The organism is Pseudomonas nitroreducens, assembly GCF_014204515.1.
In the GTDB taxonomy this organism is placed as follows: Bacteria; Pseudomonadota; Gammaproteobacteria; order Pseudomonadales; family Pseudomonadaceae; genus Pseudomonas; species Pseudomonas nitritireducens_A.
On sequence record NZ_JACHLI010000013.1, the window covers coordinates 13,533 to 39,484 of the forward strand.

At 65.4% G+C, this 25,952-nt stretch carries 21 protein-coding genes; 12 read left to right on the forward strand and 9 right to left on the reverse strand.

Annotation, left to right across the window (positions count from 1 at the left end; genetic code table 11):
- From algK to yaaA, 6 genes are all read right to left on the reverse strand, one after another.
- Positions 1 to 1,398: an alginate biosynthesis TPR repeat lipoprotein AlgK gene (gene algK, locus HNP46_RS16950; protein WP_184590997.1), complete on the reverse strand. Its 1,398-nt coding sequence runs from the start codon at positions 1,396 to 1,398 to the stop codon at positions 1 to 3.
- A 13-nt stretch (positions 1,399 to 1,411) separates the two neighbouring features.
- Positions 1,412 to 2,584 carry an alginate biosynthesis protein Alg44 gene (locus HNP46_RS16955; protein ID WP_184591000.1) on the reverse strand — a complete coding sequence of 391 codons (1,173 nt, stop codon included), beginning with the start codon at positions 2,582 to 2,584 and terminating at the stop codon, positions 1,412 to 1,414.
- A 33-nt stretch (positions 2,585 to 2,617) separates the two neighbouring features.
- Entirely contained in the window at positions 2,618 to 4,099 is a 1,482-nt protein-coding gene (alg8, locus tag HNP46_RS16960; protein WP_184591017.1) for a mannuronan synthase, read from the reverse strand.
- A 213-nt stretch (positions 4,100 to 4,312) separates the two neighbouring features.
- On the reverse strand, positions 4,313 to 5,623 hold the full coding sequence (gene algD / locus HNP46_RS16965; protein WP_184591021.1) for a GDP-mannose 6-dehydrogenase: 1,311 nt from the start codon (positions 5,621 to 5,623) through the stop codon (positions 4,313 to 4,315).
- A 258-nt stretch (positions 5,624 to 5,881) separates the two neighbouring features.
- Positions 5,882 to 6,127 (reverse strand): hypothetical protein, encoded by a 246-nt coding sequence (locus tag HNP46_RS16970; RefSeq protein WP_184591024.1) that lies wholly within the window; start codon positions 6,125 to 6,127, stop codon positions 5,882 to 5,884.
- Positions 6,128 to 6,716: 589 nt separating this feature from the next.
- Positions 6,717 to 7,496, reverse strand: a complete 780-nt coding sequence (gene yaaA, locus HNP46_RS16975) for a peroxide stress protein YaaA (RefSeq protein WP_184591026.1) — start codon at positions 7,494 to 7,496, stop codon at positions 6,717 to 6,719.
- A gap of 527 nt (positions 7,497 to 8,023) precedes the next feature.
- Between yaaA and HNP46_RS16980 the strand changes: the two genes are divergently transcribed.
- From HNP46_RS16980 to ubiT, 9 genes are all read left to right on the forward strand, one after another.
- Complete coding sequence (locus HNP46_RS16980; protein ID WP_184591028.1) at positions 8,024 to 9,415, forward strand: PhoH family protein; 1,392 nt, start codon at positions 8,024 to 8,026, stop codon at positions 9,413 to 9,415.
- Positions 9,416 to 9,860: 445 nt separating this feature from the next.
- Positions 9,861 to 10,352, forward strand: coding sequence for a cyclic pyranopterin monophosphate synthase MoaC (gene moaC / locus HNP46_RS16985; RefSeq protein ID WP_184591030.1), 492 nt, complete (start codon positions 9,861 to 9,863; stop codon positions 10,350 to 10,352).
- Positions 10,349 to 10,597, forward strand: a complete 249-nt coding sequence (locus HNP46_RS16990; RefSeq protein WP_184591032.1) for a MoaD/ThiS family protein — start codon at positions 10,349 to 10,351, stop codon at positions 10,595 to 10,597. Before moaC ends, HNP46_RS16990 begins: the two co-directional genes overlap by 4 nt.
- A gap of 4 nt (positions 10,598 to 10,601) precedes the next feature.
- Positions 10,602 to 11,054, forward strand: a complete 453-nt coding sequence (gene moaE / locus HNP46_RS16995) for a molybdopterin synthase catalytic subunit MoaE (RefSeq protein WP_184591034.1) — start codon at positions 10,602 to 10,604, stop codon at positions 11,052 to 11,054.
- Positions 11,055 to 11,280: 226 nt separating this feature from the next.
- The gene (moaB, locus tag HNP46_RS17000) at positions 11,281 to 11,835 is read left to right on the forward strand and encodes a molybdenum cofactor biosynthesis protein B (RefSeq protein ID WP_184591036.1); all 555 of its coding nucleotides are present in this window, start codon (positions 11,281 to 11,283) and stop codon (positions 11,833 to 11,835) included.
- The gene (glp, locus tag HNP46_RS17005; RefSeq protein WP_184591038.1) at positions 11,832 to 13,067 is read left to right on the forward strand and encodes a gephyrin-like molybdotransferase Glp; all 1,236 of its coding nucleotides are present in this window, start codon (positions 11,832 to 11,834) and stop codon (positions 13,065 to 13,067) included. The genes moaB and glp overlap by 4 nt, the downstream gene beginning before the upstream one ends.
- Before the next feature lie 55 nt (positions 13,068 to 13,122).
- Positions 13,123 to 14,118: a ubiquinone anaerobic biosynthesis protein UbiU gene (gene ubiU / locus HNP46_RS17010; RefSeq protein ID WP_184591040.1), complete on the forward strand. Its 996-nt coding sequence runs from the start codon at positions 13,123 to 13,125 to the stop codon at positions 14,116 to 14,118.
- 10 nt (positions 14,119 to 14,128) lie between these two features.
- Complete coding sequence (locus HNP46_RS17015; protein ID WP_184591043.1) at positions 14,129 to 15,019, forward strand: U32 family peptidase; 891 nt, start codon at positions 14,129 to 14,131, stop codon at positions 15,017 to 15,019.
- Positions 15,013 to 15,486 (forward strand): ubiquinone anaerobic biosynthesis accessory factor UbiT, encoded by a 474-nt coding sequence (gene ubiT / locus HNP46_RS17020; RefSeq protein WP_409372442.1) that lies wholly within the window; start codon positions 15,013 to 15,015, stop codon positions 15,484 to 15,486. Before HNP46_RS17015 ends, ubiT begins: the two co-directional genes overlap by 7 nt.
- A 139-nt stretch (positions 15,487 to 15,625) precedes the next feature.
- Here ubiT and HNP46_RS17025 read toward each other — a convergent pair whose 3' ends face one another.
- The 3 genes from HNP46_RS17025 to HNP46_RS17035 all read right to left on the reverse strand — a co-directional run bounded on the left by HNP46_RS17025 (position 15,626) and on the right by HNP46_RS17035 (position 19,124).
- Positions 15,626 to 15,994, reverse strand: coding sequence for a putative zinc-binding protein (locus tag HNP46_RS17025; protein ID WP_184591045.1), 369 nt, complete (start codon positions 15,992 to 15,994; stop codon positions 15,626 to 15,628).
- 617 nt (positions 15,995 to 16,611) lie between these two features.
- Positions 16,612 to 17,265 (reverse strand): two-component system response regulator NarL, encoded by a 654-nt coding sequence (gene narL / locus HNP46_RS17030; protein ID WP_184591047.1) that lies wholly within the window; start codon positions 17,263 to 17,265, stop codon positions 16,612 to 16,614.
- Positions 17,262 to 19,124 carry a histidine kinase gene (locus tag HNP46_RS17035; protein WP_184591049.1) on the reverse strand — a complete coding sequence of 621 codons (1,863 nt, stop codon included), beginning with the start codon at positions 19,122 to 19,124 and terminating at the stop codon, positions 17,262 to 17,264. Before HNP46_RS17035 ends, narL begins: the two co-directional genes overlap by 4 nt.
- A gap of 173 nt (positions 19,125 to 19,297) precedes the next feature.
- Here HNP46_RS17035 and HNP46_RS17040 point away from each other — a divergent pair, with 173 nt between their 5' ends.
- The 3 genes from HNP46_RS17040 (at position 19,298) to HNP46_RS17050 (ending at position 25,945) form a co-directional block, all read left to right on the forward strand.
- Positions 19,298 to 20,599, forward strand: coding sequence for a nitrate/nitrite transporter (locus HNP46_RS17040; RefSeq protein ID WP_184591051.1), 1,302 nt, complete (start codon positions 19,298 to 19,300; stop codon positions 20,597 to 20,599).
- 12 nt (positions 20,600 to 20,611) lie between these two features.
- Positions 20,612 to 22,018 carry a NarK family nitrate/nitrite MFS transporter gene (locus HNP46_RS17045; RefSeq protein WP_184591053.1) on the forward strand — a complete coding sequence of 469 codons (1,407 nt, stop codon included), beginning with the start codon at positions 20,612 to 20,614 and terminating at the stop codon, positions 22,016 to 22,018.
- A gap of 147 nt (positions 22,019 to 22,165) precedes the next feature.
- Positions 22,166 to 25,945: a nitrate reductase subunit alpha gene (locus HNP46_RS17050; RefSeq protein WP_184591055.1), complete on the forward strand. Its 3,780-nt coding sequence runs from the start codon at positions 22,166 to 22,168 to the stop codon at positions 25,943 to 25,945.
- The last annotated feature ends 7 nt before the right edge of the window (positions 25,946 to 25,952 follow it).

Here is a 25,952-nt window from a genome sequence, read left to right on the forward strand (position 1 = left end):
TCATAGGTTTTCTTGTTCCTGGTTGTTCTGCAGAAGGCTCACCGTGGCCTGCCAGTTGGCGCCACGAGCCTGTTCTTCACGCTTGAGCAGTTGTTGCGCGGCGCTGCGGTCGGCCGGCTGGATCTGCGGTTCGATCTGCGCCATCAGGTCGCTGGCGGTGGGTACCTGCTGGCGCTGGGCGAGTTCGCCGAAGACGTAGGCGTTGACCAGGTTCGGGCGCACGCCACGGCCCTGCGAATACAGTTGGGCGAGGGCCATGTCGGCGTTGGCCTGGCCGGCGCGGGCGGCGATGATCAGGTGGTCCACGGCCTTCTGCGGGTAGACCTGGCCGAGGAAGCCGCGGCGATAGATCTGGCCCAGGTAGTAGTGCGCCTGGGGCTCGCTGGCGGCGGCCTTGAGCAGGTGCTGCTCGGCCTTCTGCGGTTCCTGCGGGGCCCACTTGCCGTCGTAGTAGAGGCGCCCGAGCAGCAGCTCGGCGCGGGGCTGGGCGGCGTCCTGGGCCTTCTTCAGGTAGTCGAGCATCTGGTCCAGATCGCCCAGGTCGGGGTTGTCGTACTGCAGCTTGGCCAGGCTGACCCAGGCGGCCGGGTAGGTCGGCGCGATCTCGTTGAGCAGCGCCTGCGCGGCCTGCGGGTCGGCGGTGCCGATGTTCGGGTCGGCCAGTACGCCGGCCACCGACTCGACGCGCTCGGACGGCACGCGGCCGGCCTTCCAGCCTGCCTTGAGCGCTTCGATGTGGGCCTTCTGCTTATCCGCGTTGCCCTGCTTCTGGTACACGGTGGCCAGTTCCATCCAGCACACGTCCATGCGGTTCAGCCAGCGCTGGCAGACCTGCTCGACTTCGCCCAGGTGCTGGTCGTAGGTGCCCTGGGTGCGATACAGGATGATCTGCGCCAGGTCCGCCTGCGGCAGGCCCTGGGCGCGCCACTGGTCGATGCGCTGTTGCGGGTTCACGTTCGGCCAGGCCTGCGGGTACTGCAGGTAGAGGACGATCAGCGGCACCAGGGCGCTGTCCTCGCCTTCGTCGAAGGCGCGGGTCAGCAGCTGTTCGGCTTCGCGGTGCTCGGCGTCGCTGCCGCCGGGCTTGGCTGCCAGCCACTTGCCCAGGCGGGCGCGGGCACGCGGCGAGCTCTCGGCGGCTTCGCGGTAGAGCTTCTCGGCGCGGGCCTGTTCGTCGGGGTCGCCGGTGGCGGCCTGCATGTCGGCCAGTCCGACCTGTGCGTCGGCGTAACCCAGGGTGGCCAGGGCCTGGAAGTTGGCCTGGGCGGTGGCGATGTCGCCGCGCTCCAGGGCTTCCTGGGCCAGACGCTGGTCGGGCAGGCCGGCGCAACCGGCGGCTGCGGCGATGGCCAGTGCCAATCCAAGGTGCGGGGCGTGTCGGAAGACAGGTCGATTCATGCGGGCGGTCCTCTTAGCGGGCGGTGGCCAGGGCCATCGCCTTGTTCAGCAGGGTGCGGCCCGGCAGGCCGCCGATGCTGACTTCAGTCGGGCGGCCGGCCATCTGGCTGTCCAGTGGCTGGTCGGGGGTGATCTGCACGCGGATTTCCGAGGACAGGTCACCGTCCACCGGCGCGGTGCGCAGGATGCGGCCGCCGCGCACTTCGCTGTCGCCAGCGACCTGGAAGTTCACGTGGGTGCCGGGGGAGAGTTCGGCGGCGTTGCGGTAGGGGAAGCGCGCCTCGACGGTGGCGTTGCTGTCGCGCGGGGTCAGGGTGAAGATCACGTCGCCCTTGTTGGCGAACTGGCCGTTGGCGACGCGCTGCTCGACCACGCGGCAGTCGCAGGGGCTGGTCAGGGTGCCCTTCATCTGGTGGCCGAAGAGCTTCTCGATGTTGCTCGGGTTGAGCTGCTCTTCGGTCAGGTTGCCCTTGAGCAGGTCCAGCAGGTTGGCCGAGAAGGAGGCGATCGGCGCGCCCTTGGCGACGTCGGCGCCGGCTTCCACCAGGCTTTCCACGGTGCCTTCGCGGGGCATGGTGATCTGCTGGCTGGCGACGCTGACCACGCCCGAATCGGCATGGGTGACGAAGTACAGGTTGTAGATCTGGTTGAGGATCACTGCGAAGGCGCCGACGCCGACCACGAAGATCGCGGTGCTCACGGTGACCGCGCGGAAGCGGCCGAAGAAGCCCATGCCGCCGGAACCGACGCCGTGCTTGCGGGCCTTGGTGAAGTTCTCGCGCTGCAGGGTGTTGAGCATGTCGCCGACGCTGACCACTTCACCGGCCAGGTAGGAGGTGATCAGGTAGCGCAGGGCGGCGATCTCGCGCGGCTTCAGGTGCTGGAATTCGCAGCCGACGCGGCCACTGTCGCGGTCGTAGGAGCGCACCTGGAATTCCACTTCGAGGGAGAAGCTGATGCTGTCGATCTGGAACAGCAGCTTGCCCTTGTGCAGGTCACCGAGCTGTACCGGGGTGTTGTTCGCCGAAGCGAAGGCGAAGCCGCCGGCGGACAGGTCCAGCAGGCGTGCATCGACGCCCTCGCGATGGGAACCGATGAAGCGGATGCGCGCGGGCAGCTTGACCCGGGCGTGCTGGCGCTGGGCTTCGGATTCGTGCACGACATTGACGTTGACGGCGGTATTCATGAGGTCGAGTCCTGTTCGTAAAGGGAGTCGGGGTCAGACGATGGTCAGCAGTACGGCGACGAAAACGCTGGCCGCGGAAAAGGTCATGGCGCGCGACGACCAGGTGTTGAACCAGCGCTGGAAGCTGGCCAGGCCGCGATCGAGCTTGGTGTTCTGGCGGGTCCAGGACTGCTGGTCGAGGCGGAAGAACACGTAGATCTTCACCAGCGCACCGACGATCTGGTTGTAATAGAGGATCGCCGGGTAGGCCGGGCCGATGTGGTGGCCTGACAGCGACAGCAGCAGGGTCAGCACGAAGCGGGTGATGCCGATCCACAGCAGGTAGATGAGCAGGAAGGCGATGCTGTACTTGATGCTGGCGATGATCGCGGCGACCAGGCCGAGCAGGCAGGTCCACATCGACAGGCGCTGGTCGAACAGCACCACGCTGGTGAACCAGCCCAGGCGTTGCGGGCCCAGGGCCAGGGCGCGGGAGTTCTGCCGCAGGTTGTTGCCGTACCAGCGGAACATCAGCTTGCGGCTGGCCTTGATGAAGCTCTTCTCCGGCGGGTGCTCGACCGTGTTGATCGCCGCGTCCGGCACGTAGAAGGTGTCGTAGCCCAGGCGCATCAGGCTGTACCAGCTGGACTTGTCGTCACCGGTGAGGAACTGGAAGCGGCCCAGGCGCCAGTGGTCCAGGTGGTCGCTTTCGACGTCGGTGATGAAGTCCGGGTCGGTGACCACGGCGGCGCGGAACACCGACATGCGCCCGGTCATGGTCAGCACGCGCTTGGACAGGGCCATGGAGCACATGTTGATGTGGCGCTGGGCGAAGCGCAGCTTGTGCCACTCGCTCATCACGTAGCTGCCGCGCACTTCGCAGAATTCGTTGGTGGTCAGGCCGCCGACGTTGGGGAAGAGCTTGAACCAGGGCACGGTCTTCTTCACCACGCCAGGTTCGAGCACGGTGTCGCCATCGATCACCGCGACCACCGCGTGTTCGTCCGGCAGGTGGCGGGAGATGGCGCGGAAGCCGTGGGCGAGGCCGTCGCGCTTGCCGGTGCCGGGGATGCGCACGAAGTCGAGCTTCACGTGGTCCGGCGGGTTGAGCTTCTGCCACTGCTGCTTGATCAGCACCTCGTCGGACATCTCGACGATGGAGCACACCACGGTGGTGGGGTAGCCGCAGGCAATGGCTTCTTCGATGACCGAGCGATAGACCATGGAGGTGGTCAGCGCGTCGATGCGGAAACTGGTGACCATCAGGTACACGTGGGACGGATCGGCGGCGTCGCCGAGCTTGCGGACCTTGCGGCGGAAATGCGGGTAGACCACGTAGAGGAACAGCATGCCGCGCAGGAAGTGCAGGCCACCCATGGAATAGCGCCAGATACCGACCGCACCGATCAGCAGCAGGAAGTCCTTGGATTCGGCGTCGAACACCGTCGGCGGCACCAGCAGCGCCAGCAGCATCAGCAGGCTGAGGAAGACCAGCCAGCCCGTGGCTTCACCGATCACTCGTTTGTAGGTTTCCATCGTCGTCTATCCGTCTGGTGGAGCTTGGTTTCCAGCCCGCCTGAGCGGGCCGGAAACCGGCGCTTTTGCGTTCTGAAGGCATGGACTCGATTGAGCGAGCTAGAGTCCGGTTAGGCGGAGAGGAGCGAGGAAGCGGAGTTCACTGAAGTGAATGAGCATTTCCGAGTTCCTCTCCAACGACACCGGGCCGACGCGCAGCCAATCGATGCCCAATTACCAGCAGATGCCTTCGGCGCGCTCGTCTGTGACACTGGGCATGAAGCCGATCAGGTCGATCACCTTCTTGCCCTCGGGCGCCTGCTTCACCACGTCGACGAACAGCTCGTCGCCGTTGCCCAGCACCAGCACGTCGGAGTTCTTCACCACCGCGTCCAGGTCCGAGACCAGCAAGGACGAGACGTGCGGGATCTTCGATTCGATGTACTCCTTGTTCGCGCCATGGACGCGGGCGTACTCGACGTTGCGGTCGAAGATCTGCAGCTCGTAGCCCTTGCCGATGAGCATCTCGGCGAGTTCCACCAGCGGGCTTTCGCGCAGGTCGTCGGTGCCGGACTTGAACGACAGGCCGAGCAGGCCGACCTTGCGGCTGCCGTGGGCGGCGATGATGTCGAAGGCCTTCTGCACCTGGTGCTGGTTGCTGCGCATGATCGAACCGAGCATCGGGTGTTCGATGTCCAGCTGGCTGGCGCGGTAGGTGAGGGCGCGCACGTCCTTGGGCAGGCAGGAGCCGCCGAAGGCGAAGCCGGGCTTCATGTAGTAGCGCGACAGGTTCAGCTTGCGGTCCTGGCAGATCACATCCATCACTTCGCGGCCATCGACGCCGACGGCCTTGGCGATGTTGCCGATCTCGTTGGCGAAGGTGACCTTGGCGGCGTGCCAGACGTTGCAGGTGTACTTGATCATCTCGGCGACCTCGACGGTCTTGCGGATGATCGGCGCGTCCAGCTCGCGGTAGATTTCTTCGAGCAGGTCGCCGGTCTGGCTGTCCAGCTCGCCGATGACGGTCATGGGCGGGAAGTCGTAGTCCTTGATCGCGGTGGACTCGCGCAGGAACTCGGGGTTGGTGCCCACGCCGAAGTCGGCGCCGGCCTTCTTGCCCGAGCAGTCCTCGATGATCGGGATCACCACGTTGTTCACGGTGCCCGGCAGCACGGTGCTGCGCACGACCACGGTGTGGCGCTCCTTCTTCTCGCGGATGGCGTAGCCGATCTCGCGGCAGACGGACTCGATGTAGCCCAGGTCCAGGTCGCCGTTCTTCTTGCTCGGGGTGCCGACGCAGATGAACGACACGTCGGTGTCCAGGACGGCCTTCTTGAAGTCGGTGGTGCCCGACAGGCGGCCGGTGCGGATGCCCTGTTGCAGCAGCGGCTCCAGACCCGGCTCGACGATGGGCGACTTCCCGTTGTTGATCAGATCGATCTTGGTGGTGGAAACGTCCACCCCAACGACTTCATGGCCTCGTGCAGAGAGGCAGCCGGCACATACTGCGCCAACATACCCAAGACCAAAGATGCTGATACGCATCGCATTCACCTCTTCAATGGTCGAACTGTTTAAAGTTGCCCGGCAGGGCGTTTTATTCAGGCTGAATTAACCCGCGGTAGATGCTCTTTCGAGTGTCTTCCGTATTTCCTTCCAGGCAGGCATGGGAATCGATTGCTAAACTTTCGAGCACAGTATTGGAGCAAACTCTGAATGTTTGCCCTGTTATGTTTCAGGCCGATTGCAAGATTGGTGCAGTGTCTGCCTGGCGTGCTCCAGTCTGGTTAGATGATTGCCTCGTCATCTGAAAAGTTCAGTGATTTCATTGGGTTGCAGTTTTATGGTCAGTCGTCGATAGCCGATCGAAATAACCTTGTAACTGAACAAGCCAATTTCCATCGGGGCATTTCTGTTTTGCCAACGATGGTCGTTGCGCAAATAGGATTTATCCGAAATGCGGTTAGTTCCTTCCGCCCATCCCATCTGTGAAATCTTCTGAAATATCCAATTGATATCACTTGATGTTGGCTTAATGGCAAATTGCACGGCGCTTTGCTTGATGCAAAGTGCACGGTCGGGGAAAGTTCCATTGAATTTTTCGTTAAAAACGACCCTGTATCGTCGCCAAGACATTCGTTCAGCTGCCGTTCAGCTTCACCTCTTGCAAAGTGCAATCGTGAAATGCATGTCATGGCCAAGGGCTGTTAATGGCCAATGGATTACAAGGCAGAGGGCGAATCAGGACGATTCCCAACCAATGGATCGGTCCGGCGGGTCGAAAAAATTTCTCACGATTAATCCTGAAGCGGACGAACGGTCGTTTTGACCATTGCTGGCGTGTGGTCTTTCGGGGGTGTTTTGCGCAGTAAACGTACAGATCGGCCATTGGTGACCGGGTGGTCTTATGGTCAATGGCTTACAGGCCACTTGGAATCAGCGGCGATTCCGGGCTCTTCGTAGGAGCGAGCTTGCTCGCGAACCCATCCAGCGCCATCGCAGCCGGAGGGATCTGTTCGCTAGCAGGCTCGCTCCTGCAAGGGACAATCCCGCTCCAACAGGGGAAGAGTTCGGCGAACGAAGCAGAAACGAAAACGGGAGCCTCGAAGGCTCCCGTCTGGTGCAGCAAAAGAGTGGATCAGTCGTCAGCGTGGTCGCGCAGGAACACCAGCTGGTCCGCCTTGGAGTGCTCGGCGCTGTAGGCGTAACCCGCGTAATTGAAGTCCTTCAGACCTTCGGGGTTGCTCAGACGCTCCTTGATCACGTAGCGCGCCATCATCCCGCGGGCCTTCTTGGCGTAGAAGCTGATGATCTTGTACTGGCCGTTCTTCAGGTCCTTGAACTCGGTGTCGATCACCCGCGCGTTCAGGGCCTTGCGCTTCACCGCGCCGAAGTACTCGTTGGAGGCGAGGTTCAGCAGCACGTCATCGCCCTGTTCGGCCAGGGAGTCGTTCAGCCAGCCGCTGATGCGCTCGCCCCAGAAGGCATAGAGGTCCTTGCCGCGGGCGTTGGCCAGCTTGGTGCCCATTTCCAGGCGGTACGGCTGCATCAGGTCCAGCGGCCGCAGCACGCCATAGAGGCCGGAAAGCATGCGCAGGTGGCGCTGGGCGAAATCGAAGTCGGCTTCGCTGAAGTCCTCGGCCTGCATGCCGGTGTAGACGTCACCCTTGAATGCCAGCAGCGCCTGCTTGGCGTTGGCCTGGGTAAATTCCGGGTGCCAGCTGCCGAAGCGCGCGGCGTTGAGCCCGGCCAGCTTGTCGGACAGGTGCATCAGCTCGGCGATCTGCGCCGGCGCCAGTTCCCGCAGGATGCCGATCAGCTCCTGGGCGTCGTCCAGGTGCTCGGGCAGGGTGAAACGCTGCGTCACCGGCGCGGTGTCGTAGTCCAGGGTCTTGGCGGGGGAAATCACCATCAGCATCGTGCGGTCTCCTACAAGCGCGCTCCTGCAATCGAGGCGCGATTGTAAGGAGTTGCAGCCGATGGCTCCACCTATGGGGACGATTAGCCTCCGGCGCGTGGGCGCGGTGACCTCTATATAGGCAGGGTGGAAAAGTGCGGAAAGGCGGCGCGCGGCGCCAGGCGCCGGGCTAGACCGGGTGCAAGGTCTAAGGGACTGATCCGCCGAGGGAAAGACAGGAAATTGCGAGAGGTGGGACCCCTAAAACTAGCGCTGTCCGGGGCCCTCGCCAAGGTATTTCGTCGTACGACGAAAAAAACCTTCTTAGGAAGGAAAAAGACTTTTTATCGTCATGTTTTTTCCTGTATTTGTTGAGACGTAGACCGCCGAACCCTGCAGACAGGTGGCGGCCCCGGCCCGGCCCCTCCTCTTCTCGCAGTGCTCCGGATCCAAGCCCCCTGGCAGGACACCGGAGCCGGTGGCTCACCGCACGGCGGAGCGCTGTCACGGCATTCCGTCGTACCGATCCCAGAAGAGGTGACCTGCGTATGGATGACCACGGACGCTCCCGCCCCACCCAGCCCACCCTGTACGTCCTCGACACCAACGTCCTGATCCACGATCCCAACGCCTTGCTGAATTTCCAGGAGCACCACGTCGCCATCCCGATGACGGTGCTGGAGGAACTGGACAAGCTCAAGACCGGCAAACACACCGTGGCCGCGGAATGCCGCCAGGCGATCCGCCTCATCGATTCGGTACTGGGCGAGGCCTCGCCCGAGCAGGTCGAGGATGGCGTACCCATCCAGCGCGGCAAGAGCGGGCCGTGCGGCAGCCTGTCGATCCTCATGAGCAAGCGCGCGGAGCCGATCACCTGGCTGCCCGAGCACCTCAACGATAACAAGATCATCAACCAGCTGGTGGAGCTGAAAAGTCGCCATAGCAGCAAGCGCGTGGTACTGGTCACCAAGGACATCAACATGCGCCTGAAGGCGCGTGCCTGCGGGGTATTTGCCGAGGACTACCACACCGACCAGCTGGTGGATGACATCAACCTGCTGTCGCGTGGCTACCACTCGCTGAACGGATCGTTCTGGGACCGCGTCAGCAAGGTGGAGACCCGCCAGGACCGCGGTCGTACCTGGCATCGCGTGCAACTCACCGACAACCTGCCGGCCGTACACATCAACGAGTTCATCGTCGATGAGCAGGGTTTCGTCGGCTGGATCAAGGGCATCCACGAGGACGAACTGACCATCCTCGACCTGCACCAGGAGCCGCTGCTGCACCAGGAAGCCTGGGGCCTGCGTCCGCGCGACGTGTACCAGTCGCTGGCGCTGTACGCGCTGCTCGACCCGGATATCCACCTGGTCAACCTCTCCGGCGCCGCCGGCTCGGGCAAGACCATCCTCGCCCTGGCTGCCGCCATCGAGCAGACCATGGTCACCAAGCGCTACAAGCGCATCATCGCCACTCGCAGCGTGCAGGGCCTGGACGAGGACATCGGCTTCCTGCCCGGCACCGAGGCGGAGAAGATGGAGCCGTGGCTGGGCGCGATCACCGACAACCTCGAAGCGCTGCATTCGGACGATGAGTGCACCCACGGCAGCGTCGACTACATCCTCGGCAAGGTGCCGCTGCAGTTCAAATCGCTGAACTACATCCGCGGCCGCAGTTTCCAGCAGAGCCTGATCCTCATCGACGAGTGCCAGAACCTCACCCCGCACCAGATGAAGACCATCATCACCCGCGCGGGCAACGGTTCGAAGGTGATCTGCCTGGGCAACCTGGCGCAGATCGATACCCCTTACCTGTCGGCCACCAGCTCCGGCCTGACCTATCTGACCGAACGCTTCAAGGACTTCCCCCACGGCGTGCACGTGACCCTGCAAGGGGTGCCGCGCTCGGTGCTGGCGGAGTACGCCGAAGCGCACATGTAAGCGAAACGCGGCAACCGGCTTGCACCGATCATCCCTCCAACTCCAGACGACCCCCTCTCCCTTCAGGGAGAGGGCTGGGGAGAGGGCGGCGGGGTTCGGCCATACCTAGGCGTTGGGGCCAAATTCGTTCCCCCTCACTAACCCTTCCCGCAAGCGGTGGAGGGGACTGTTGGGCAGAACCTGCAGCCGAGCGGTCAGCCGGATGCGCCGTTCGCGAGCAAGCTCGCTCCTACAGGTTCTGTGTTCGAGGCGGCCATTGGTGCTGCTGGCTGGCTTTTCGTGGGAGCGAGCTTGCTCGCGAACCCGCCCAGCGCCAATGCCGACGGCCATCCCGCTCGTACCTCTTCTTGTATACAATCCTCCCCCCAACGCGCCATCCGTCGCTCCGCCGGTGGCGCGCACCGGGAGTACACTGTCCCCCTGATTCTCCAGAGAGTTCCCAGCCGTGCTGACCCATCTCGATTCCCAGGGCCGCGCCAACATGGTCGATGTCACCGAGAAAGCCGTGACGTCCCGTGAGGCGGTGGCCGAAGCCCGGGTGCGCATGCTCCCGGCGACCCTGCAGCTGATCCAGGACGGCGGCCATCCCAAGGGCGACGTGTTCGCCGTGGCGCGCATCGCCGGTATCCAGGCGGCGAAGCGCACCCACGAACTGATCCCGCTGTGCCACCCGCTGCTGCTCACCAGCGTCAAGGTCGAGCTGGCTGCCGAGGGTGAAGACACCGTACACATCGTCGCGCGCTGCAAGCTGGCCGGGCAGACCGGCGTGGAGATGGAAGCGCTGACCGCTGCCAGTGTCGCCGCGCTGACCATCTATGACATGTGCAAGGCCGTGGACCGCGGCATGACCATCGACAGCGTGCGCGTGCTGGAGAAGCTCGGCGGCAAGAGCGGGCACTGCGTCGCGACCGACAGCGCTGCAGGAGACACTCCATGATCCGCGTGCAGTACTTCGCCCGCTACCGCGAGGCCCTCGGCCTGGACGGCGAGCAGTTGAACTGGAGCGCTGCTCTGGCCAGCCTCGACGACTTGCGGCGCCTGCTACTGGAGCGTGGCGGCGTCTGGGAAGTGCTCGGCGAGCAGAACCTGATGTGCGCGCGCAACCAGGAGCTGTGCTCCCTGGACGAGCCCCTCGCCGACGGCGACGAGGTGGCCTTCTTCCCCACCGTCACCGGAGGCTGAAGCCATGGCGATCCGCGTCCAGCCGGCGGCGTTCGATCCGGGCGCCGAGCTCAATGCGATGCACGCCGCCAATGTCGGCGTTGGCGCGGTGGTCGGCTTTGTCGGCTACGTGCGCGACTTCAACGATGGCCGCGACGTGGCCGGGCTGTTCCTCGAACACTACGCCGGCATGACCGAGAAGGCCCTGGCCAAGATCGAAGTGGAGGCCAACGAGCGCTGGCCGCTGCTGCGCCTGGAAATCCTCCACCGCATCGGTCGCCTGGAGCCGGGCGAGCCCATCGTCTTCGTCGGCGCCGCCAGCGCTCACCGCCAGGCAGCGTTCGACGCCTGCAACTTCGTCATGGACTACCTCAAGACCCGCGCGCCGTTCTGGAAGAAGGAAGACACCAGCGACGGCCCGCGCTGGGTCGAAGGCCGCTGCAGCGACCAGGCGGCGGCGGAGCGCTGGAAGGGCTGATCTCCCATTCACCAGATGGCGGATAACGCCATCGGCGTTATGCGCCCTACGGGATGTATCGGCGTCCAGCGTAGGGCGCATAAAGCGGAACGCTTTATCCGCCGCCTCTGCTGAACGGCACTGCCCCGCACGCGCCGAGGCTGTACCTCCTAGGAGGAATGGGCGGTAGGGGAGAAGGGGCGCAGGCTGGCACCAGCCCTTTTTGCTCCGTCCCGGAGAGCCCCTCATGAGCCACCTCAGCACCGCGGAATTCCAGCCGCTGCAGATCGCCGTCCTCACTGTCAGCGATACCCGCAACCTGCACAATGACACCTCCGGCCAGGCCCTGGTCACCTCCCTGCAGCGCGCCGGCCACGTGCTCGCCGAGCGCCGCCTGGTGATCGACGATATCTACCAGATTCGCGCCGTGGTCTCGGCCTGGATCGCCGATGCGAAAATCCAGGTCGGCCTGATCACCGGCGGTACCGGTTTCACCGTCCGCGACAACACCCCGCAAGCCGTCGCCCCGCTGCTCGAACGCACGGCGGACGGTTTCGGCGAGCTGTTCCGGCAGATTTCCCGCGAGGAGATCGGCACCTCCACCCTGCAGTCCCGCGCCCTCGCCGGGGCCACCAACGGCACCCTGGTCTGCTGCCTGCCGGGCTCCACCGGCGCCTGCCTGACCGCCTGGGAAAAGATCCTCGTGCACCAGCTGGACAGCCGCACCAAGCCCTGCAATTTCGTCCCTCACCTCAAGCGCCAGCCCGAGCGCCCGGCAATGGCCTGCGGTACAAGGTCATGAGCGGCTGCGGCTGTTCCGGCAGCGGCCTGCGTCCGGTGGACGAGGCCATTGCCGCGCTGATGGACTTCGTTCCCGCGGCGCCGCCGACTGCGCGGGTCGACCTGGAAAGCGCCCTGGGCCGCATCCTCGCCCAAGACATCCGGTCCCCTATCGACCTGCCCCTGTGGGACAACAGCGCGATGGACGGCTACGCCCTGCGCAGCGCCGACACCGGCGCATCCGGTACGCGGCTGAAGATTGCCGGCTATATCGCCGCCGGTGACGCCGCCCAGGTAGAACTGCAACCCGGCGAGGCCATGCGCATCTTCACCGGCGCACCGCTGCCGCCGGGGGCGGACAGCGTCATCGCCCAGGAAGATTGCGCGGTCGATGGAGACCGCCTGCAGGTGCCCGTGGTCGAGCACGGCAGCCACGTGCGCCGTCGCGGGGAAGAACTCCGGGCAGGCGATGCCCTGCTGAGTGTCGGGCAGAAACTGCGTGCCCAGGACCTCGGCCTGCTGGCCAGCGTCGGCCTGGATCGCATCAGCGTTTATCGCCCGCTGCGGGTGTGCCTGCTGAGCAGCGGCGACGAGCTGCGCGAGCCGGGCGAGCCACTGGCGCCAGGGCAGATCTACAACGCCAACCGCTTCAGCATCGGCGCGTTGTTGCGAGGCTGGGGCATGGAAGTTCACGACTACGGCGTACTCGCCGACACCCTGGCGGCCAGCCGCGATGCACTGAGCCTCGCCGCCTCCGAATGGGACGTGCTGATCACCAGCGGCGGCGTCTCCGTGGGCGACCGCGACTACCTCAAGCAGGCGATCCGCGAGCTGGGCGAGCTGCACCTGTGGAAGCTGAAGATGCAGCCGGGCAAGCCGCTGGCGTTCGGCAGCATCGCCGGCAAACCGTGGATCGGCCTGCCGGGCAACCCGGCCGCCGCGCTGGTCACCGCGCTGGTGGTGGCGCGGCCGTTCCTCTGGCGTGCCCAGGGGCGCCGGTCGGTGGAGACGCTGCCGGTGACGCTGCCGGCCGGCTTCGACTGGCCCACGGCCAACTCGCGCCGCCAGTACCTGCGCGCGCGTCTGGAGCTGGATGGCACCGGCGTGGCACGCATCTGCCTGCATCCGCAGCAGGGCTCGGCCATGTTGCGCGCGGCGAGCTGGGCCGATGGCCTGGCGGTGGTGGAGGCCGGGCGCACGCTTTGTGCCGGCGAGCCGCTGCCCTTCCTGTCTTTCAGCGAACTCGGCGCCTGACGCCGTTCCCGGCTGCCGGCGGGGGCCGGCGGCCTCCGTACTGCCCGGGGGAAGCATGCAACTGGTCTGCCCGGCGGGAAGTCTGCCCGCCCTGAAATCGGCCCTGCGCGAAGGCGCCGACGCCATCTACGTCGGCTTTCGCGACGACACCAACGCCCGGCATTTCGCCGGCCTCAACCTGGATGAGCGCCAACTGCGCCAGGGTGTGGAACTTATCCACAGCGCCGGCAAGCAGATGTACGTGGCGGTCAACACCTATCCCGGCGCGGCCGGCTGGGCGCGCTGGCAACGGGCGGTAGACCACGCTGCCGACCTGGGCGTGGATGCGCTGATCGCCGCCGACTGTGCGGTGCTCGGCTATGCCGCCAAACGCCATCCGAACCTCGCTCTGCATCTCTCGGTGCAGGGCTCGGCCACCAACGTCGCCGCGCTGGCGTTCTACCACGAGCGCTACGGCATCCGCCGCGCCGTGCTGCCGCGGGTGCTGTCACTGGCGCAGGTGCGCCAGGTGGCGGCGAACAGCCCGGTGCCCATCGAGGTCTTCGCCTTCGGCAGCCTGTGCATCATGGCCGAGGGGCGTTGCCATCTGTCCTCCTACGTCACCGGCGAGTCGCCCAACCTGTGCGGCGTCTGCTCGCCGGCCAAGGCGGTGCGCTGGAGCGAGGAGCCCGAGGGGCTGACCTCGCGCCTGAATGACGTGCTGATCGACCGCTACGCGCCCGACGAGCCGGCGGGCTACCCGACCCTGTGCAAGGGCCGCTTCGTGGTCAACGGCGAGCGCTTCCATGCCCTGGAAGAACCCACCAGCCTCAACACCATCGACCTGATCCCGCAGCTGGCGGAGATCGGCGTGGCGGCGGTGAAGATCGAGGGCCGGCAACGCAGCCCGGCCTATGTCGAACAGGTCACCCGCGTCTGGCGCCAGGCGCTGGATGCCTGGCAGCGCGCACCGCAGGACTACCGCGCGCTGACGCAGTGGCAGGACGCCCTGGACAAGCTTTCCGAAGGCCACCAGACGACCCTGGGCGCCTACCATCGTTCCTGGCAGTGAGGTGCCCGTGATGAAACTCAGCCTGGGGCCGGTGCTGTTCTACTGGGACCGCCGGACACTCCTGGATTTTTATGCGCAGATGGCCGAGCAGCCGCTGGATGCGATTTATATCGGCGAGACCGTCTGCTCGAAACGCCGCGCGCTGTCGCTGGACGACTGGCTGGGGCTGGGGCGCGAGCTGCAGCAGCAGAGCGGGGCGGAAATCCTCATCTCTGGCCTGGCGCTGATCGAGGCGGCTTCCGAGCTGTCGTCGTTGCGCCGGTTGTGCGCCAACGGCGAGTTGCGCGTCGAGGCCAGTGACATGGGCGCGGTGCAGATTCTCTCTGGCCTGGGCGTCGAGTTCGTTGGCGGCCCGGCGCTCAACGTCTACAACGGCCACACCCTGGCGGAACTGCACGCCGCCGGCCTGCGCCGCTGGGTGCCGCCGGTGGAATGCTCCGGCGAGCAGATCCACGCGGTGATCGAGCAGGCTCGCGAACTGGGGCTCGGTGACGTGGAGACCGAGGTGTTCGCCTACGGCCATCTGCCGCTGGCCTATTCGGCGCGCTGCTTCACCGCGCGTGCGGAAAACCGGCCCAAGGATGACTGCCAGTTCTGCTGCCTGAACTACCCCGAAGGCCTGTCGATGCTCAGCCAGGAAGGCCTGCCGCTGTTCACCCTCAACGGCATCCAGACGATGTCCGGCGAGGCCAGCAATTTGCTGGCGGACTACGCGTCGCTGCGTGATTGCGGCGCCGACCTGCTGCGCCTGAGCCCCCGCGCCGAAGGCATGGTGGAGGTGGTGCAGGCCTTCGACCGCGTGCGCCAGGGCGCTACACCGCCGCTGGCCGTGGAGGGCTGCAATGGCTACTGGCATGGCCGACCGGGCATGCTGCGCAGTGATGAGGTGAACCTGTGCTGACTCTCGAATCCGGCGCGTTGCGCGCCGCTGACCGACTCCTGCCGATGGTCGCGCGCGCTCCCTTGGGGTTGCAGCGCGCGGTGCTGCAGCGTGCCGCCAATCGCCTGTTCGCCGATGCCTTGGCTGATGGCGCCTTCGACATCCTCGACGGCCATTGGCTACGCCTGGAGGTGAGCGATCTGGGGTTGGCCTGGAGCTTCACCCATGAGCGGAAGGGCCTGCGCTTCGCCGATGCCTGCGCGCCCAGCGTGACCATCCGTGGCAGCTGGCGCGACTTCCTGCTGCTGGCGGGGCGCCAGGAAGACCCGGACACGCTGTTCTTCCGTCGCCGCCTGGTGATCGAGGGCGATACCGAGCTGGGGCTGGCGGTGAAGAACCTGATCGACAGCCTCGATCCGGACAGCCTGCCTCCCTGGCTGTGGAACGCCATGCGCCGCGCCAGCCGGGTGGTGCAGGAGAACGCCTGAAGCGCTCTGCGTTGGATGGCGTATCGCGAAGCGATGCCCATCGATTGCTGTGCCAGGACGGCATGGGTATCGCTGCGCTCCACGCCATCCTACGTTGGAGTTCTCCGTTGGCTCTGTGCCTGGGCTGGGTGAAGAAGGCTCAAGCCGGTGTGCGCACAAGGAACTGCAGTTCCTCGTAGAGCATCTCGAAGTCCTGTACCGGCGCGTCCTGGCCGTAGCGTTTCTTCAGGCCGTATTCGGTCAGGGTGATCTCGTGTTCGGCCTTCACCCCGTGGCGTGCCAGGCAGCTCTGCACGCAGTGCAGGTGGCAGCCGTCCACGGCAATGATCGTCCGGCCGGAGCAGGCCTTCTTCACCAGCGCTGGTACGTCGCCGCCTACACCGGCGATGCAGGACATCTCCGCCAGGCCGTCACGGTCCAGGCGCAGGGCGAGGTCGTTGGCCAGCTGCGCGAGGTTGGAGCAGCCGGAGCAGGAGTAGACGAGAGGCAGGTGCGGCGAGGGTGGCATGGGGACCTCCGGGGCGAGTCCCGCAGTGTCCTGCCGACGCCCTCTGGCGCGACATGATCTGAATCAAGCCGGCCGTTGAACTAACCCGGGCGAGGTAGTCGCTGTTGCAGGAGAGGATTCATCCGTGATGGTCCGCAACGAGTGTCGAGACATCGCGGACAGAGTCCGCTCCTACGGCAGCCTTGTCGTCCGGCGCAGGCGATCAGAGCAGGGTAGGGCGCATAAAGCGGAACGTTTTATCCGCCGTTGCGGGATACCGGCGGATAACGCCTGTGGAGTTATCCGCCCTACATGCTAACCCGGGCGAGGTAGCCGCTGTTGTAGGAGCGGATTCATCCGCGATGGTCCGCAACGAGCGTCGAGACATCGCGGACAGAGTCCGCTCCTACGGCAGCCTTGTCGTCCGGCGCAGGCGATCAGAGCAGGGTAGGGCGCATAAAGCGGAACGCTTTATCCGCCGTTGTGGAATGTCGGCGGATAACGCTTGTGGCGTTATACGCCCTACTTGCGCGGAGCGGCTCTTCGTAGGAGCGAGCTTGCTCGGGAGCGGCCCTGTCGCAGAGCCGGTTCGCGAGCAAGCTCGCCCCTACAGGTAGAGTCACGTTCGGTGCAGATGACTAGACCAGATGGTTCTCCACCGCCCACACCGCCGCCTCGACCCGCGAGCGCATGCCCAGCTTGTGCAGTACGCGTTTCACATGGACTTTCACGGTGCCTTCGGTGATGTCGAGTTTGCGCGCGATCATCTTGTTGCTGTAGCCGTGGGCGAGCTGGCGGAGGATCTGCCGCTCGCGGTCGGTGAGTTCCTCGATGCCCTTGGGCCGGTCGTCGCCGCGCAGGGCCTGGGCCAGCACCTGGGTCAGCTGCGGGCTGATGGTGAGCTGGCCGGTGGCGGCCTGGCGGATGTGTTCGAGCAGACGTTCGGGCTCCATGTCCTTGAGCAGGTAGCCGTCGGCGCCGGCGCGCAGGACGTTGATCACGTCGTTGCGGTCATCGGAGACGGTGAACACCACGATGCGTGCGTCCACGCCCTGTTCGCGCATGGCGCGCAGGGTGTCCAGGCCGGTCATGCCCTTCATGTTGAGGTCGAGCAGGATCATGTCCGGCTCCAGCTCCGCGGCCAGGCGCAGGGCTTCCTCGCCGCTGCCGGCTTCGCCCACGACGTCGAGGTCATCCTCGAATTCCAGCAGCTGCACCACGCCCTTGCGCATCATCGGGTGGTCGTCGACGAGCAGGATGCGCGCGCGGTCATCGGTGGGGGTGGCCGTCATGGGTGGGTCTCCGGGTATTGCGAGAGGGGTTTGTGGGTGAAGCGCACGCTGACGCGGGTGCCCTTGGGCGCGCGCGGGGCGATGTCGAAATTCGCCTCCAGGGTCTGGCTGCGCTCCCGCATGATGCTAAGCCCATAGTGCCCATTGCGGCTCTGCGCTGGGTCAAAGCCCACGCCATCGTCGTCCACGGTGATGCAGACCTGCTCCTGGGCATCCTCGAAGAGGGTGACTTTCGCCTGCTCCGCCTGGGCATGACGGACCACGTTGGAGAGCGCCTCGCGGACGATCTGCAGGATGTGGATTTCCTCGTTGGGGTTGAGCGGGATGTGCGCCAGGCGGTTGTCCAGTTCGATGGCGAGGCTGCCGCGTTCGCCGAACTCCTCCACGGTCTTCACCAGCGCCGCCTCCAGGCTGGATTGCTCCAGGCTCAGGCGGAAGGTGGTGAGCAGTTCGCGCAGCTGGCGATAGGCACTGTTGAGGCCCTCGCGCAGCTCGTCGAGGGTCTCGTCGATCTTCTCTGCTGGCACGTCGCGCTTGAGCAGCGTGGCCAGGCGGCTGACCTGGATCTTCAGGTAGGACAGCGACTGCGCCAGCGAATCGTGCAGCTCGCGGGCGATGGTGCTGCGTTCGGCGAACAGCGCCAGGCGGTTCTCCTGTTCCTGCTGCAGGGACAGGGCGAAGGTGCGCGCGATGTTGTCGCAGAAGCCTTCGACGAACTGCCGCTGCCAGTCTTCCAGCTGGCCGTCGGGGGTCTCGATGAACAGCTCGCCGAAGCGGTGCTCGCCGATGGACAGCGGCTGCATCAGCAGCGGGTTGACGCCGCGGATCGGGTTGTTGCAGTCGTCGGCCTGGGCGCGGCAGTCGCCGCAGTTGCCCTGCAGGCAGAAGCCGCCGGTGATGCCGTCGGTGGTCAGCGAGGTATAGGCGCGCTCGACGCCATCCTTGTTCAGGCACAGGGTCACCTTGCCGGCCTGCAGCACGCGTTCGAGCTGATTCAGCAGCGGTTGCAGGGAGCGTTCGTCGTACGGGTCCTGGCCCAGGCGGCGGGCGCTGTCGTAGAGCAGCTCCAGGCGCTGGTGGCTGTTGGAGAGGTCGCGGGTCTTGTCTTTCACCCGCGCCTCCAGTTCGCGATAGCTGGTCTGCAGTTCGGCGGCCATCTGGTTGAAGCGTTCGCCCAGCTGGCTCAGTTCGTCCTCGCCGCTGCTGCTGACCCGCGCATCGAGGTCACCTTCGCCCAGGCGGCGGGCGGTGCCGGTGAGTTCGCGCAGCGGCCCGACCACGTGGTAGCTCAGGTCGTAAAGGCTGATGAACACCACCAGCAGACTGAGGAACAGGCACAGGCCCTGCACCGTGCTGAGCATCTGCGAGCGGTATTCGGCGTTGCGCTGCAGGGTGCCGACGAAGCCGTCGATGTGCCCGACGAAGGTGTCCAGGGTGGCCAGCGCCGGTGCTTCGGAGAGGTCGAGGTTCTGCAGCTCGCTGCGCAGTTGTTCGTGCTGCTGGCGGATCGGCGCGTCGGCATCGGCGCGGCGCAGCAGGCGGGTGATCTCGTCGTTGTCCAGGCGCGCGGTCAGGGTTGCCTGCAGGGCCTGGCGGTTGATCGGCGAAGGGTCCAGCGCCAGGCGGTAGGTGAGCATGCGCAGCGAACCGGCCTGGTTGATCACCGCCGCGTCCTGGTGCGAGTAGTCGGCGAACAGCAGGGCGCTGAACATCCCGGCCAGGGCCAGGGACACCAGCAGGGTGAGGTAGCAGCCGAAGCGCACGACGATGGATTTGCGCAGGGAAGTGCGTCCGGCCGGGGGGCTACCCACAAAGAGTCGGTCGCTGGAAGCAGGCGCGGAAGAGGGTGCCGTTTTCATTAAAAATGCCTTTAAAAACAATGCATTAAGCATTCATTTCGGTGATACCCACTAGGAGGTAGCGGCGCGCATCTGCTCATGAATCGTCGTTTGGCTCATTGATGACGATCAAGAGAAGGCCACTACGCCTTACTTAACGTGCGGGCAAAGGCTGTCAGGAAGTGAGCTTAGCCATGCTGTCCCACCGTCAGAAACAGTACTCCGTGCTCGGCATGAGCACACTGGCGTTCGCCGTGAACTTCGCGGTCTGGACGATGTTTTCGATCATCGGTATCCGCATCAAGGAGGAGCTGGGCCTGTCCGAGGCACAGTTCGGCCTGATGGTGGCGCTGCCGATCCTCACCGGTTCGCTGGTGCGTCTGCCGCTGGGGCTGATCACCGACCGCTTCGGCGGACGCATCGTGTTCTTCATCCACATGCTGCTGGTGGCCATCCCGATCTACGGCCTGGCCTTCGCCACCCTCTATTGGCATTACCTGGTGCTGGGCCTGTTCGTCGGCCTGGCCGGCGGCTCCTTCGCCGTGGGCATCGCCTACACCTCCTCGTGGTTCGAGAAGGAGCGCCAGGGCACCGCCATGGGTATCTTCGGCGCCGGCAACGCTGGCGCGGCGATCACCAACCTGGTGGCGCCGATGATCGTGGTCGCCTTCGGCTGGCGCATGGTCCCGCAGATCTATTCGGTGGCCATGCTGGTGACCGCGCTGCTGTTCTGGTTCTGCACCTGGACCGATCCTGCCCACACCAAGGGCGGCGACGCCGACCCGAGCCGCCCGCGCCCGACCCTGGCCAAGCAACTGGCGCCGCTGGGCGAGCTGCGCGTATGGCGCTTCGGCCTCTACTACTTCTTCGTCTTCGGCGGCTTCGTCGCCCTGGCCCTGTGGCTGCCCAAGTACTACATCGCCGAGTACGGCCTGGACCTGCGCACCGCCTCCTTCATCACCATGCTGTTCACCCTGCCGTCGGGCCTGATCCGCGCCCTGGGCGGCTGGTTCAGCGACCACTACGGCGCCCGTGCGGTGAACTGGGGCGTGTTCTGGATCTGCCTGGTGTGCCTGTTCTTCCTCTCGTACCCGCCGACCACCATGACCATCCATGGCATCCAGGGTGACGTCAGCCTCGGCATCGGCCTGAACGTCTGGCTGTTCACCTTCCTGGTGTTCATCGTCGGCATCGCCCAGGGCTTCGGCAAGGCCAGCGTGTACCGGATCATCCACGACTACTACCCGCAGAACATGGGCACCGTCGGCGGCATGGTCGGGGTCATCGGCGGCCTCGGCGGCTTCTGCCTGCCGATCCTGTTCGGCTTCGCCGCCGATGCGGTCGGCGTGCGCTCCTCCTGCTTCATGTTGCTGTTCGGCCTGACCGTGGTGTGCATGGTCTGGATGCACTACGCGATCAAGCAGCAACAGCGTCTCGACGGTCAGGCCCGCGCGGCCGATGTCGACGCCACCCCCATTCCTTCCAGCCACTCCTGAGGTAATGCCGTCATGGGCATGATCGCCAACACCCAACTCAAAGCCGCCAGGGGGCCGCTGCTGGTCGACTGGCGCCCCGAGGACCCCGAGTTCTGGGCGCAGACCGGCAAGCGCATCGCCGCGCGCAACCTGTGGATTTCCATCCCCGCGCTGCTGCTCGCCTTCGCCGTGTGGATGATCTGGAGCACCGTCACCGTGCGCCTGAACGCCGCCGGTTTCAGCTTCAGCAACGAACAGCTGTTCATGCTCGCGGCGCTGCCGTCGATCTCCGGCGCCACGCTGCGGATCTTCTACTCCTTCATGGTGCCGATCTTCGGTGGCCGCCGCTGGACCGCGCTGTCCACTGCCTCGATGCTGATCCCGTGCATCTGGCTGGGCTTCGCCGTACAGAACCCGGAAACCCCGTACTGGGTGTTCGCCTGCATCGCCCTGCTGTGCGGCTTCGGCGGCGGCAACTTCGCTTCCAGCATGTCCAACATCAGCTTCTTCTATCCCAAGAACCAGCAGGGCACAGCCCTGGGCCTGAACGCCGGCCTGGGTAACCTGGGCGTCTCGGTGATGCAGTTCGCCGTTCCGCTGGCGGTTGCCGGCGGCCTGTTCGGCGCCTTCGGCGGCGAGCCGGAAACCCTCTCCGACGGCACTCGCCTGTGGCTGCAGAACGCCGGCTGGATCTGGGTGCCCTTCATCGCCGTAGTCTCGGTAGCCGCCTGGTTCGGCATGAACGACATCGCTGACGCCAAGGCTTCGTTCCGCGAGCAGTCGGTGATCTTCAAGCGCAAGCACAACTGGCTGATGTGCTGGCTGTACGTGGCCACCTTCGGCTCGTTCATCGGCTTCTCCGCCGGCTTCGCCATGCTCAGCAAGACCCAGTTCCCGGACATCAACCCGCTGCAGTACGCCTTCCTCGGCCCGCTGGTCGGTGCCCTGAGCCGCCCGCTGGGTGGCTGGCTGGCGGACAAGTTCGGCGGCGCGCGCATCACCCTGTGGAACTACGCGGCGATGATCGCCGGCGTGTTCGCGGTGATCAGCTTCCTGCCGGGCGCCAACGGCGCGGGCAGCTTCTTCGGCTTCCTCGGCTCGTTCATCGCGCTGTTCTTCTTCGCCGGCATCGGCAACGGCAGCACCTTCCGCATGATCCCGGTGATCTTCCGCAACGAGTGGGCCGCGCGCCTGAAGCAAGGCGGCGTCACCGAGGCCGTGGCCGCCAAGAGCGCAAGCATGGAATCGGCGGCGGTGATCGGTTTCTCCGCCGCCATCGGCGCGTTCGGCGGCTTCTTCATTCCCAAGGCGTTCGGCACTTCGCTGGCCATGACCGGCAGCGCCGAGGGCGCCCTCTATGTGTTCGTCGCGTACTACCTGAGCTGCATCGTCGCCACCTGGTGGTGGTACGCGCGCAAGGGCGCCGAGAGCCCCTGCTGATTCATCCGGCGGATAACCCGTTCCGGGTTATCCGCCCTACGGATTGCCCATGGCGCAGGGCGGATGAGCTCCATCCATCCGCCGAGCCGCGCCACCAGAGTTGATTAGCGTTTGAACGCCCGGCGCAGACCGGGTGAGGAGATACAGATGAGTTACCTACTCGACCGCCTGCAGTTCTTCAAGAAGAAGCAGGGTGAATTCGCCGATGGCCATGGCGAGGTCACCAACGAGAGCCGTGCCTGGGAAAACAGCTACCGGCAGCGCTGGCAGCACGACAAGATCGTTCGCTCTACCCACGGAGTGAACTGCACCGGCTCCTGCTCCTGGAAGATCTACGTGAAGAACGGCCTGATCACCTGGGAAACCCAGCAGACCGACTACCCGCGCACCCGCCCGGACCTGCCCAACCACGAGCCGCGCGGCTGCCCCCGTGGCGCCAGCTACTCCTGGTACATGTACAGCGCCAACCGCCTGAAATACCCCAAGGTGCGCAAGCCGCTGCTCAAGCTCTGGCGTGAAGCCCGCGCCGCGCACAACGACCCGGTGGACGCCTGGGCCAGCATCGTCGAAGACAAGGCCAAGGCGAAGAGCTACAAGATCGAGCGCGGCCTGGGCGGCTTCATCCGCTCCAGCTGGAGCGAAGTCACCGAGATCATCGCCGCCGCCAACGTCTACACCGCCAAGGTCTACGGCCCGGACCGCGTGGTCGGCTTCTCGCCGATCCCGGCCATGTCCATGGTCAGCTACGCCGCCGGCGCCCGTTACCTGTCGCTGATCGGTGGCGTGTGCCTGTCCTTCTACGACTGGTACTGCGACCTGCCGCCGGCATCCCCGCAAATCTGGGGCGAGCAGACCGACGTGCCGGAATCGGCCGACTGGTACAACTCCAGCTACATCATCGCCTGGGGCTCCAACGTCCCGCAGACCCGTACCCCCGACGCGCACTTCTTCACCGAAGTCCGCTACAAGGGCACCAAGACCGTGGCCGTCACCCCGGACTATTCCGAAGTGGCCAAGCTCACCGACCTCTGGCTCAACCCCAAGCAGGGCACCGACGCCGCGCTGGGCATGGCCTTTGGTCACGTCATCCTCAAGGAGTTCCACCTCGAGAAGCCCAGCGCCTACTTCGTCGACTACTGCCGCCAGTACACCGACATGCCCATGCTGGTGCTGCTCGAACCGCACACAGACGGCGTGCTCAAGCCGACCCGCTACCTGCGCGCGGCGGACCTGGCGGGCAATCTTGGCCAGGACAACAACCCCGAGTGGAAGACCATCGGCCTGGACGAAATCTCCGGCGAACTGGTCTCGCCCACCGGCGCCATCGGCTACCGCTGGGGCGAGTCGGGCAAGTGGAACATCGAGGAAACCGAAGGCGGCGCGAAGCGTGAAACCCGCCTGGCGCTGACCCTGATCGACGGCCCGGAAAAGGCCTGCGACGTCGGCTTCCCGTATTTCGCCGGCCAGGAACACCCGCACTTCAAGGGCGTGGACAACGACGAGGTGCTGGTGCGCCGCGTACCGTTCCGCGAAGTGACCGGCGCCGATGGCCAGACCCTGCGCGTCGCCACCGTGTATGACCTGCAGATGGCCAACTACAGCGTCGACCGCGGCCTGGGCGGCGCCAACGTGGCCGCTTCCTACACCGACGCCGACGTGCCCTACACCCCGGCCTGGCAGGCCCGCATCACCGGCGTACCGGCTGCCCGCGCCATCCAGGTGGCCCGCGAGTTCGCCGACAGCGCCGACAAGACCCGTGGCAAGGCCATGGTCATCATCGGCGCGGCGATGAACCACTGGTACCACATGGACATGAACTACCGCGCAGTCATCAACATGCTGATGATGTGCGGTTGCATCGGCCAGAGCGGTGGCGGCTGGGCGCACTACGTCGGCCAGGAAAAACTCCGCCCGCAGACCGGCTGGGTCCCGCTGGCCTTCGGTACCGACTGGAGCCGCCCGCCGCGGCAGATGAACGGCACCAGCTTCTTCTACCTGCACAGCTCGCAATGGCGCCACGAGAAGATCTCGATGCACGAAGTCCTCTCGCCGCTGGCCGATACCAAGCAGTTCCCCGAGCACGCGCTGGACTACAACATCCGCGCCGAACGCATGGGCTGGCTGCCGTCCGCCCCGCAGCTCAACCGCAACCCGCTGCACATCGCCGCTGACGCCGAACGCGCTGGCATTCCCGTGCAGGACTACGTGGTCCGCGAACTCAAGGCCGGCAACCTGCGCGTGGCCAGTGAACAACCGGACGATCCGCAGAACTTCCCGCGCAACATGTTCATCTGGCGCTCCAACCTGCTCGGTTCTTCGGGCAAGGGCCACGAGTACATGCTCAAGTACCTGCTGGGCGCGAAGAACGGCGTGATGAACGACGACCTCGGCAAGGCCGGCGGCCCGTGCCCGGGTGAAGTCGACTGGGTCGACGAAGGCGCCGAAGGCAAGCTGGACCTGGTCACCACCCTGGACTTCCGCATGTCCTCCACCTGCATGTATTCGGACATCGTCCTGCCGACCGCGACCTGGTACGAGAAGGACGACCTCAACACCTCCGACATGCACCCCTTCATCCACCCGCTGTCGGCCGCCACCGACCCGGCGTGGGAAGCCAAGAGCGACTGGGAAATCTACAAGGCGATTGCCAAGAAGTTCTCCGAAGTCTCCGTCGGCCACCTGGGTGTGGAGAAGGACCTGGTCACCGTGCCGCTGCTGCACGACACCGCCAATGAACTCGCGCAGCCCTTCGGCGGCAGCGACTGGAAAAAGGGCGAGTGCGAACCGGTCCCCGGCCGCAGCATGCCGACCCTGCACGTGGTCGAGCGTGACTACCCCAACACCTACAAGAAGTTCACCTCCCTCGGCCCGCTGCTGGACAAGCTCGGCAACGGCGGCAAGGGCATCGGCTGGAACACCGACAAGGAAATCAAGCTGCTCGGCGAGCTGAACCACAAGGTCACCGAGCCGGGCATCAGCGAAGGCCGCCCGCGCATCGAGAGCGCCATCGACGCTGCCGAGGTGATCCTCGCTCTGGCGCCGGAAACCAACGGCCAGGTCGCCGTGAAGGCCTGGGAAGCGCTGTCGAAGTTCACCGGCCGCGACCACACCCACCTGGCGCTGCCCAAGGAAGAAGAGAAGATCCGCTTCCGCGACGTCCAGGCGCAGCCGCGCAAGATCATCTCCAGCCCCACCTGGTCGGGCCTGGAAGACGAGCACGTGAGCTACAACGCCGGCTACACCAACGTCCACGAAATGATCCCGTGGCGCACCATCACCGGTCGCCAGCAGTTCTACCAGGATCACCCCTGGATGCAGGCCTTCGGCGAAGGCTTCGTCAGCTACCGGCCGCCGGTCAACACCCGCAGCACCGACAAGCTGTTCAACAAGAAGCCCAACGGCCACGCCGAGATCACCCTGAACTGGATCACCCCGCACCAGAAGTGGGGCATCCACTCCACCTACAGCGACAACCTGCTGATGCTCACCCTGTCGCGCGGTGGCCCGATCATCTGGATGAGCGAGCACGACGCACAAAGCGTAGGCATCGAGGACAACGACTGGGTCGAGGTCTTCAACGCCAACGGCGCCGCGACCTGCCGCGCCGTGGTCAGCCAGCGTGTGAAGGACGGCATGGTGATGATGTACCACGCCCAGGAACGCATCGTGAACCTGCCGGGCAGCGAGACCACCGGCACCCGCGGCGGCCACCACAACTCGGTGACCCGCGTGGTCCTCAAGCCCACCCACATGATCGGCGGCTACGCCCAGCAGGCGTGGGGCTTCAACTACTACGGCACGGTTGGCTGCAACCGCGACGAATTCGTCGTGGTGCGCAAGATGAACAAGGTCGACTGGCTCGACGAGCCGGAGCAGGGCGGGCTGGGCGGTGACGCTCTGCCGCAACCGCTGCCCCAGGACATTTGAGGATTAC

Bases quoted from the DNA above. Each gene is read 5' to 3' on its own strand.
- algK (WP_184590997.1), bottom strand. From the start codon at position 1,398: ATGAATCGACCTGTCTTCCGACACGCCCCGCACCTTGGATTGGCACTG.
- HNP46_RS16955 (WP_184591000.1), bottom strand. From the start codon at position 2,584: ATGAATACCGCCGTCAACGTCAATGTCGTGCACGAATCCGAAGCCCAG.
- alg8 (WP_184591017.1), bottom strand. From the start codon at position 4,099: ATGGAAACCTACAAACGAGTGATCGGTGAAGCCACGGGCTGGCTGGTC.
- algD (WP_184591021.1), bottom strand. From the start codon at position 5,623: ATGCGTATCAGCATCTTTGGTCTTGGGTATGTTGGCGCAGTATGTGCC.
- yaaA (WP_184591026.1), bottom strand. From the start codon at position 7,496: ATGCTGATGGTGATTTCCCCCGCCAAGACCCTGGACTACGACACCGCG.
- HNP46_RS16980 (WP_184591028.1), top strand. From the start codon at position 8,024: ATGGATGACCACGGACGCTCCCGCCCCACCCAGCCCACCCTGTACGTC.
- HNP46_RS16990 (WP_184591032.1), top strand. From the start codon at position 10,349: ATGATCCGCGTGCAGTACTTCGCCCGCTACCGCGAGGCCCTCGGCCTG.
- moaE (WP_184591034.1), top strand. From the start codon at position 10,602: ATGGCGATCCGCGTCCAGCCGGCGGCGTTCGATCCGGGCGCCGAGCTC.
- moaB (WP_184591036.1), top strand. From the start codon at position 11,281: ATGAGCCACCTCAGCACCGCGGAATTCCAGCCGCTGCAGATCGCCGTC.
- glp (WP_184591038.1), top strand. From the start codon at position 11,832: ATGAGCGGCTGCGGCTGTTCCGGCAGCGGCCTGCGTCCGGTGGACGAG.
- ubiU (WP_184591040.1), top strand. From the start codon at position 13,123: ATGCAACTGGTCTGCCCGGCGGGAAGTCTGCCCGCCCTGAAATCGGCC.
- HNP46_RS17015 (WP_184591043.1), top strand. From the start codon at position 14,129: ATGAAACTCAGCCTGGGGCCGGTGCTGTTCTACTGGGACCGCCGGACA.
- HNP46_RS17025 (WP_184591045.1), bottom strand. From the start codon at position 15,994: ATGCCACCCTCGCCGCACCTGCCTCTCGTCTACTCCTGCTCCGGCTGC.
- narL (WP_184591047.1), bottom strand. From the start codon at position 17,265: ATGACGGCCACCCCCACCGATGACCGCGCGCGCATCCTGCTCGTCGAC.
- HNP46_RS17035 (WP_184591049.1), bottom strand. From the start codon at position 19,124: ATGAAAACGGCACCCTCTTCCGCGCCTGCTTCCAGCGACCGACTCTTT.
- HNP46_RS17040 (WP_184591051.1), top strand. From the start codon at position 19,298: ATGCTGTCCCACCGTCAGAAACAGTACTCCGTGCTCGGCATGAGCACA.
- HNP46_RS17045 (WP_184591053.1), top strand. From the start codon at position 20,612: ATGGGCATGATCGCCAACACCCAACTCAAAGCCGCCAGGGGGCCGCTG.
- HNP46_RS17050 (WP_184591055.1), top strand. From the start codon at position 22,166: ATGAGTTACCTACTCGACCGCCTGCAGTTCTTCAAGAAGAAGCAGGGT.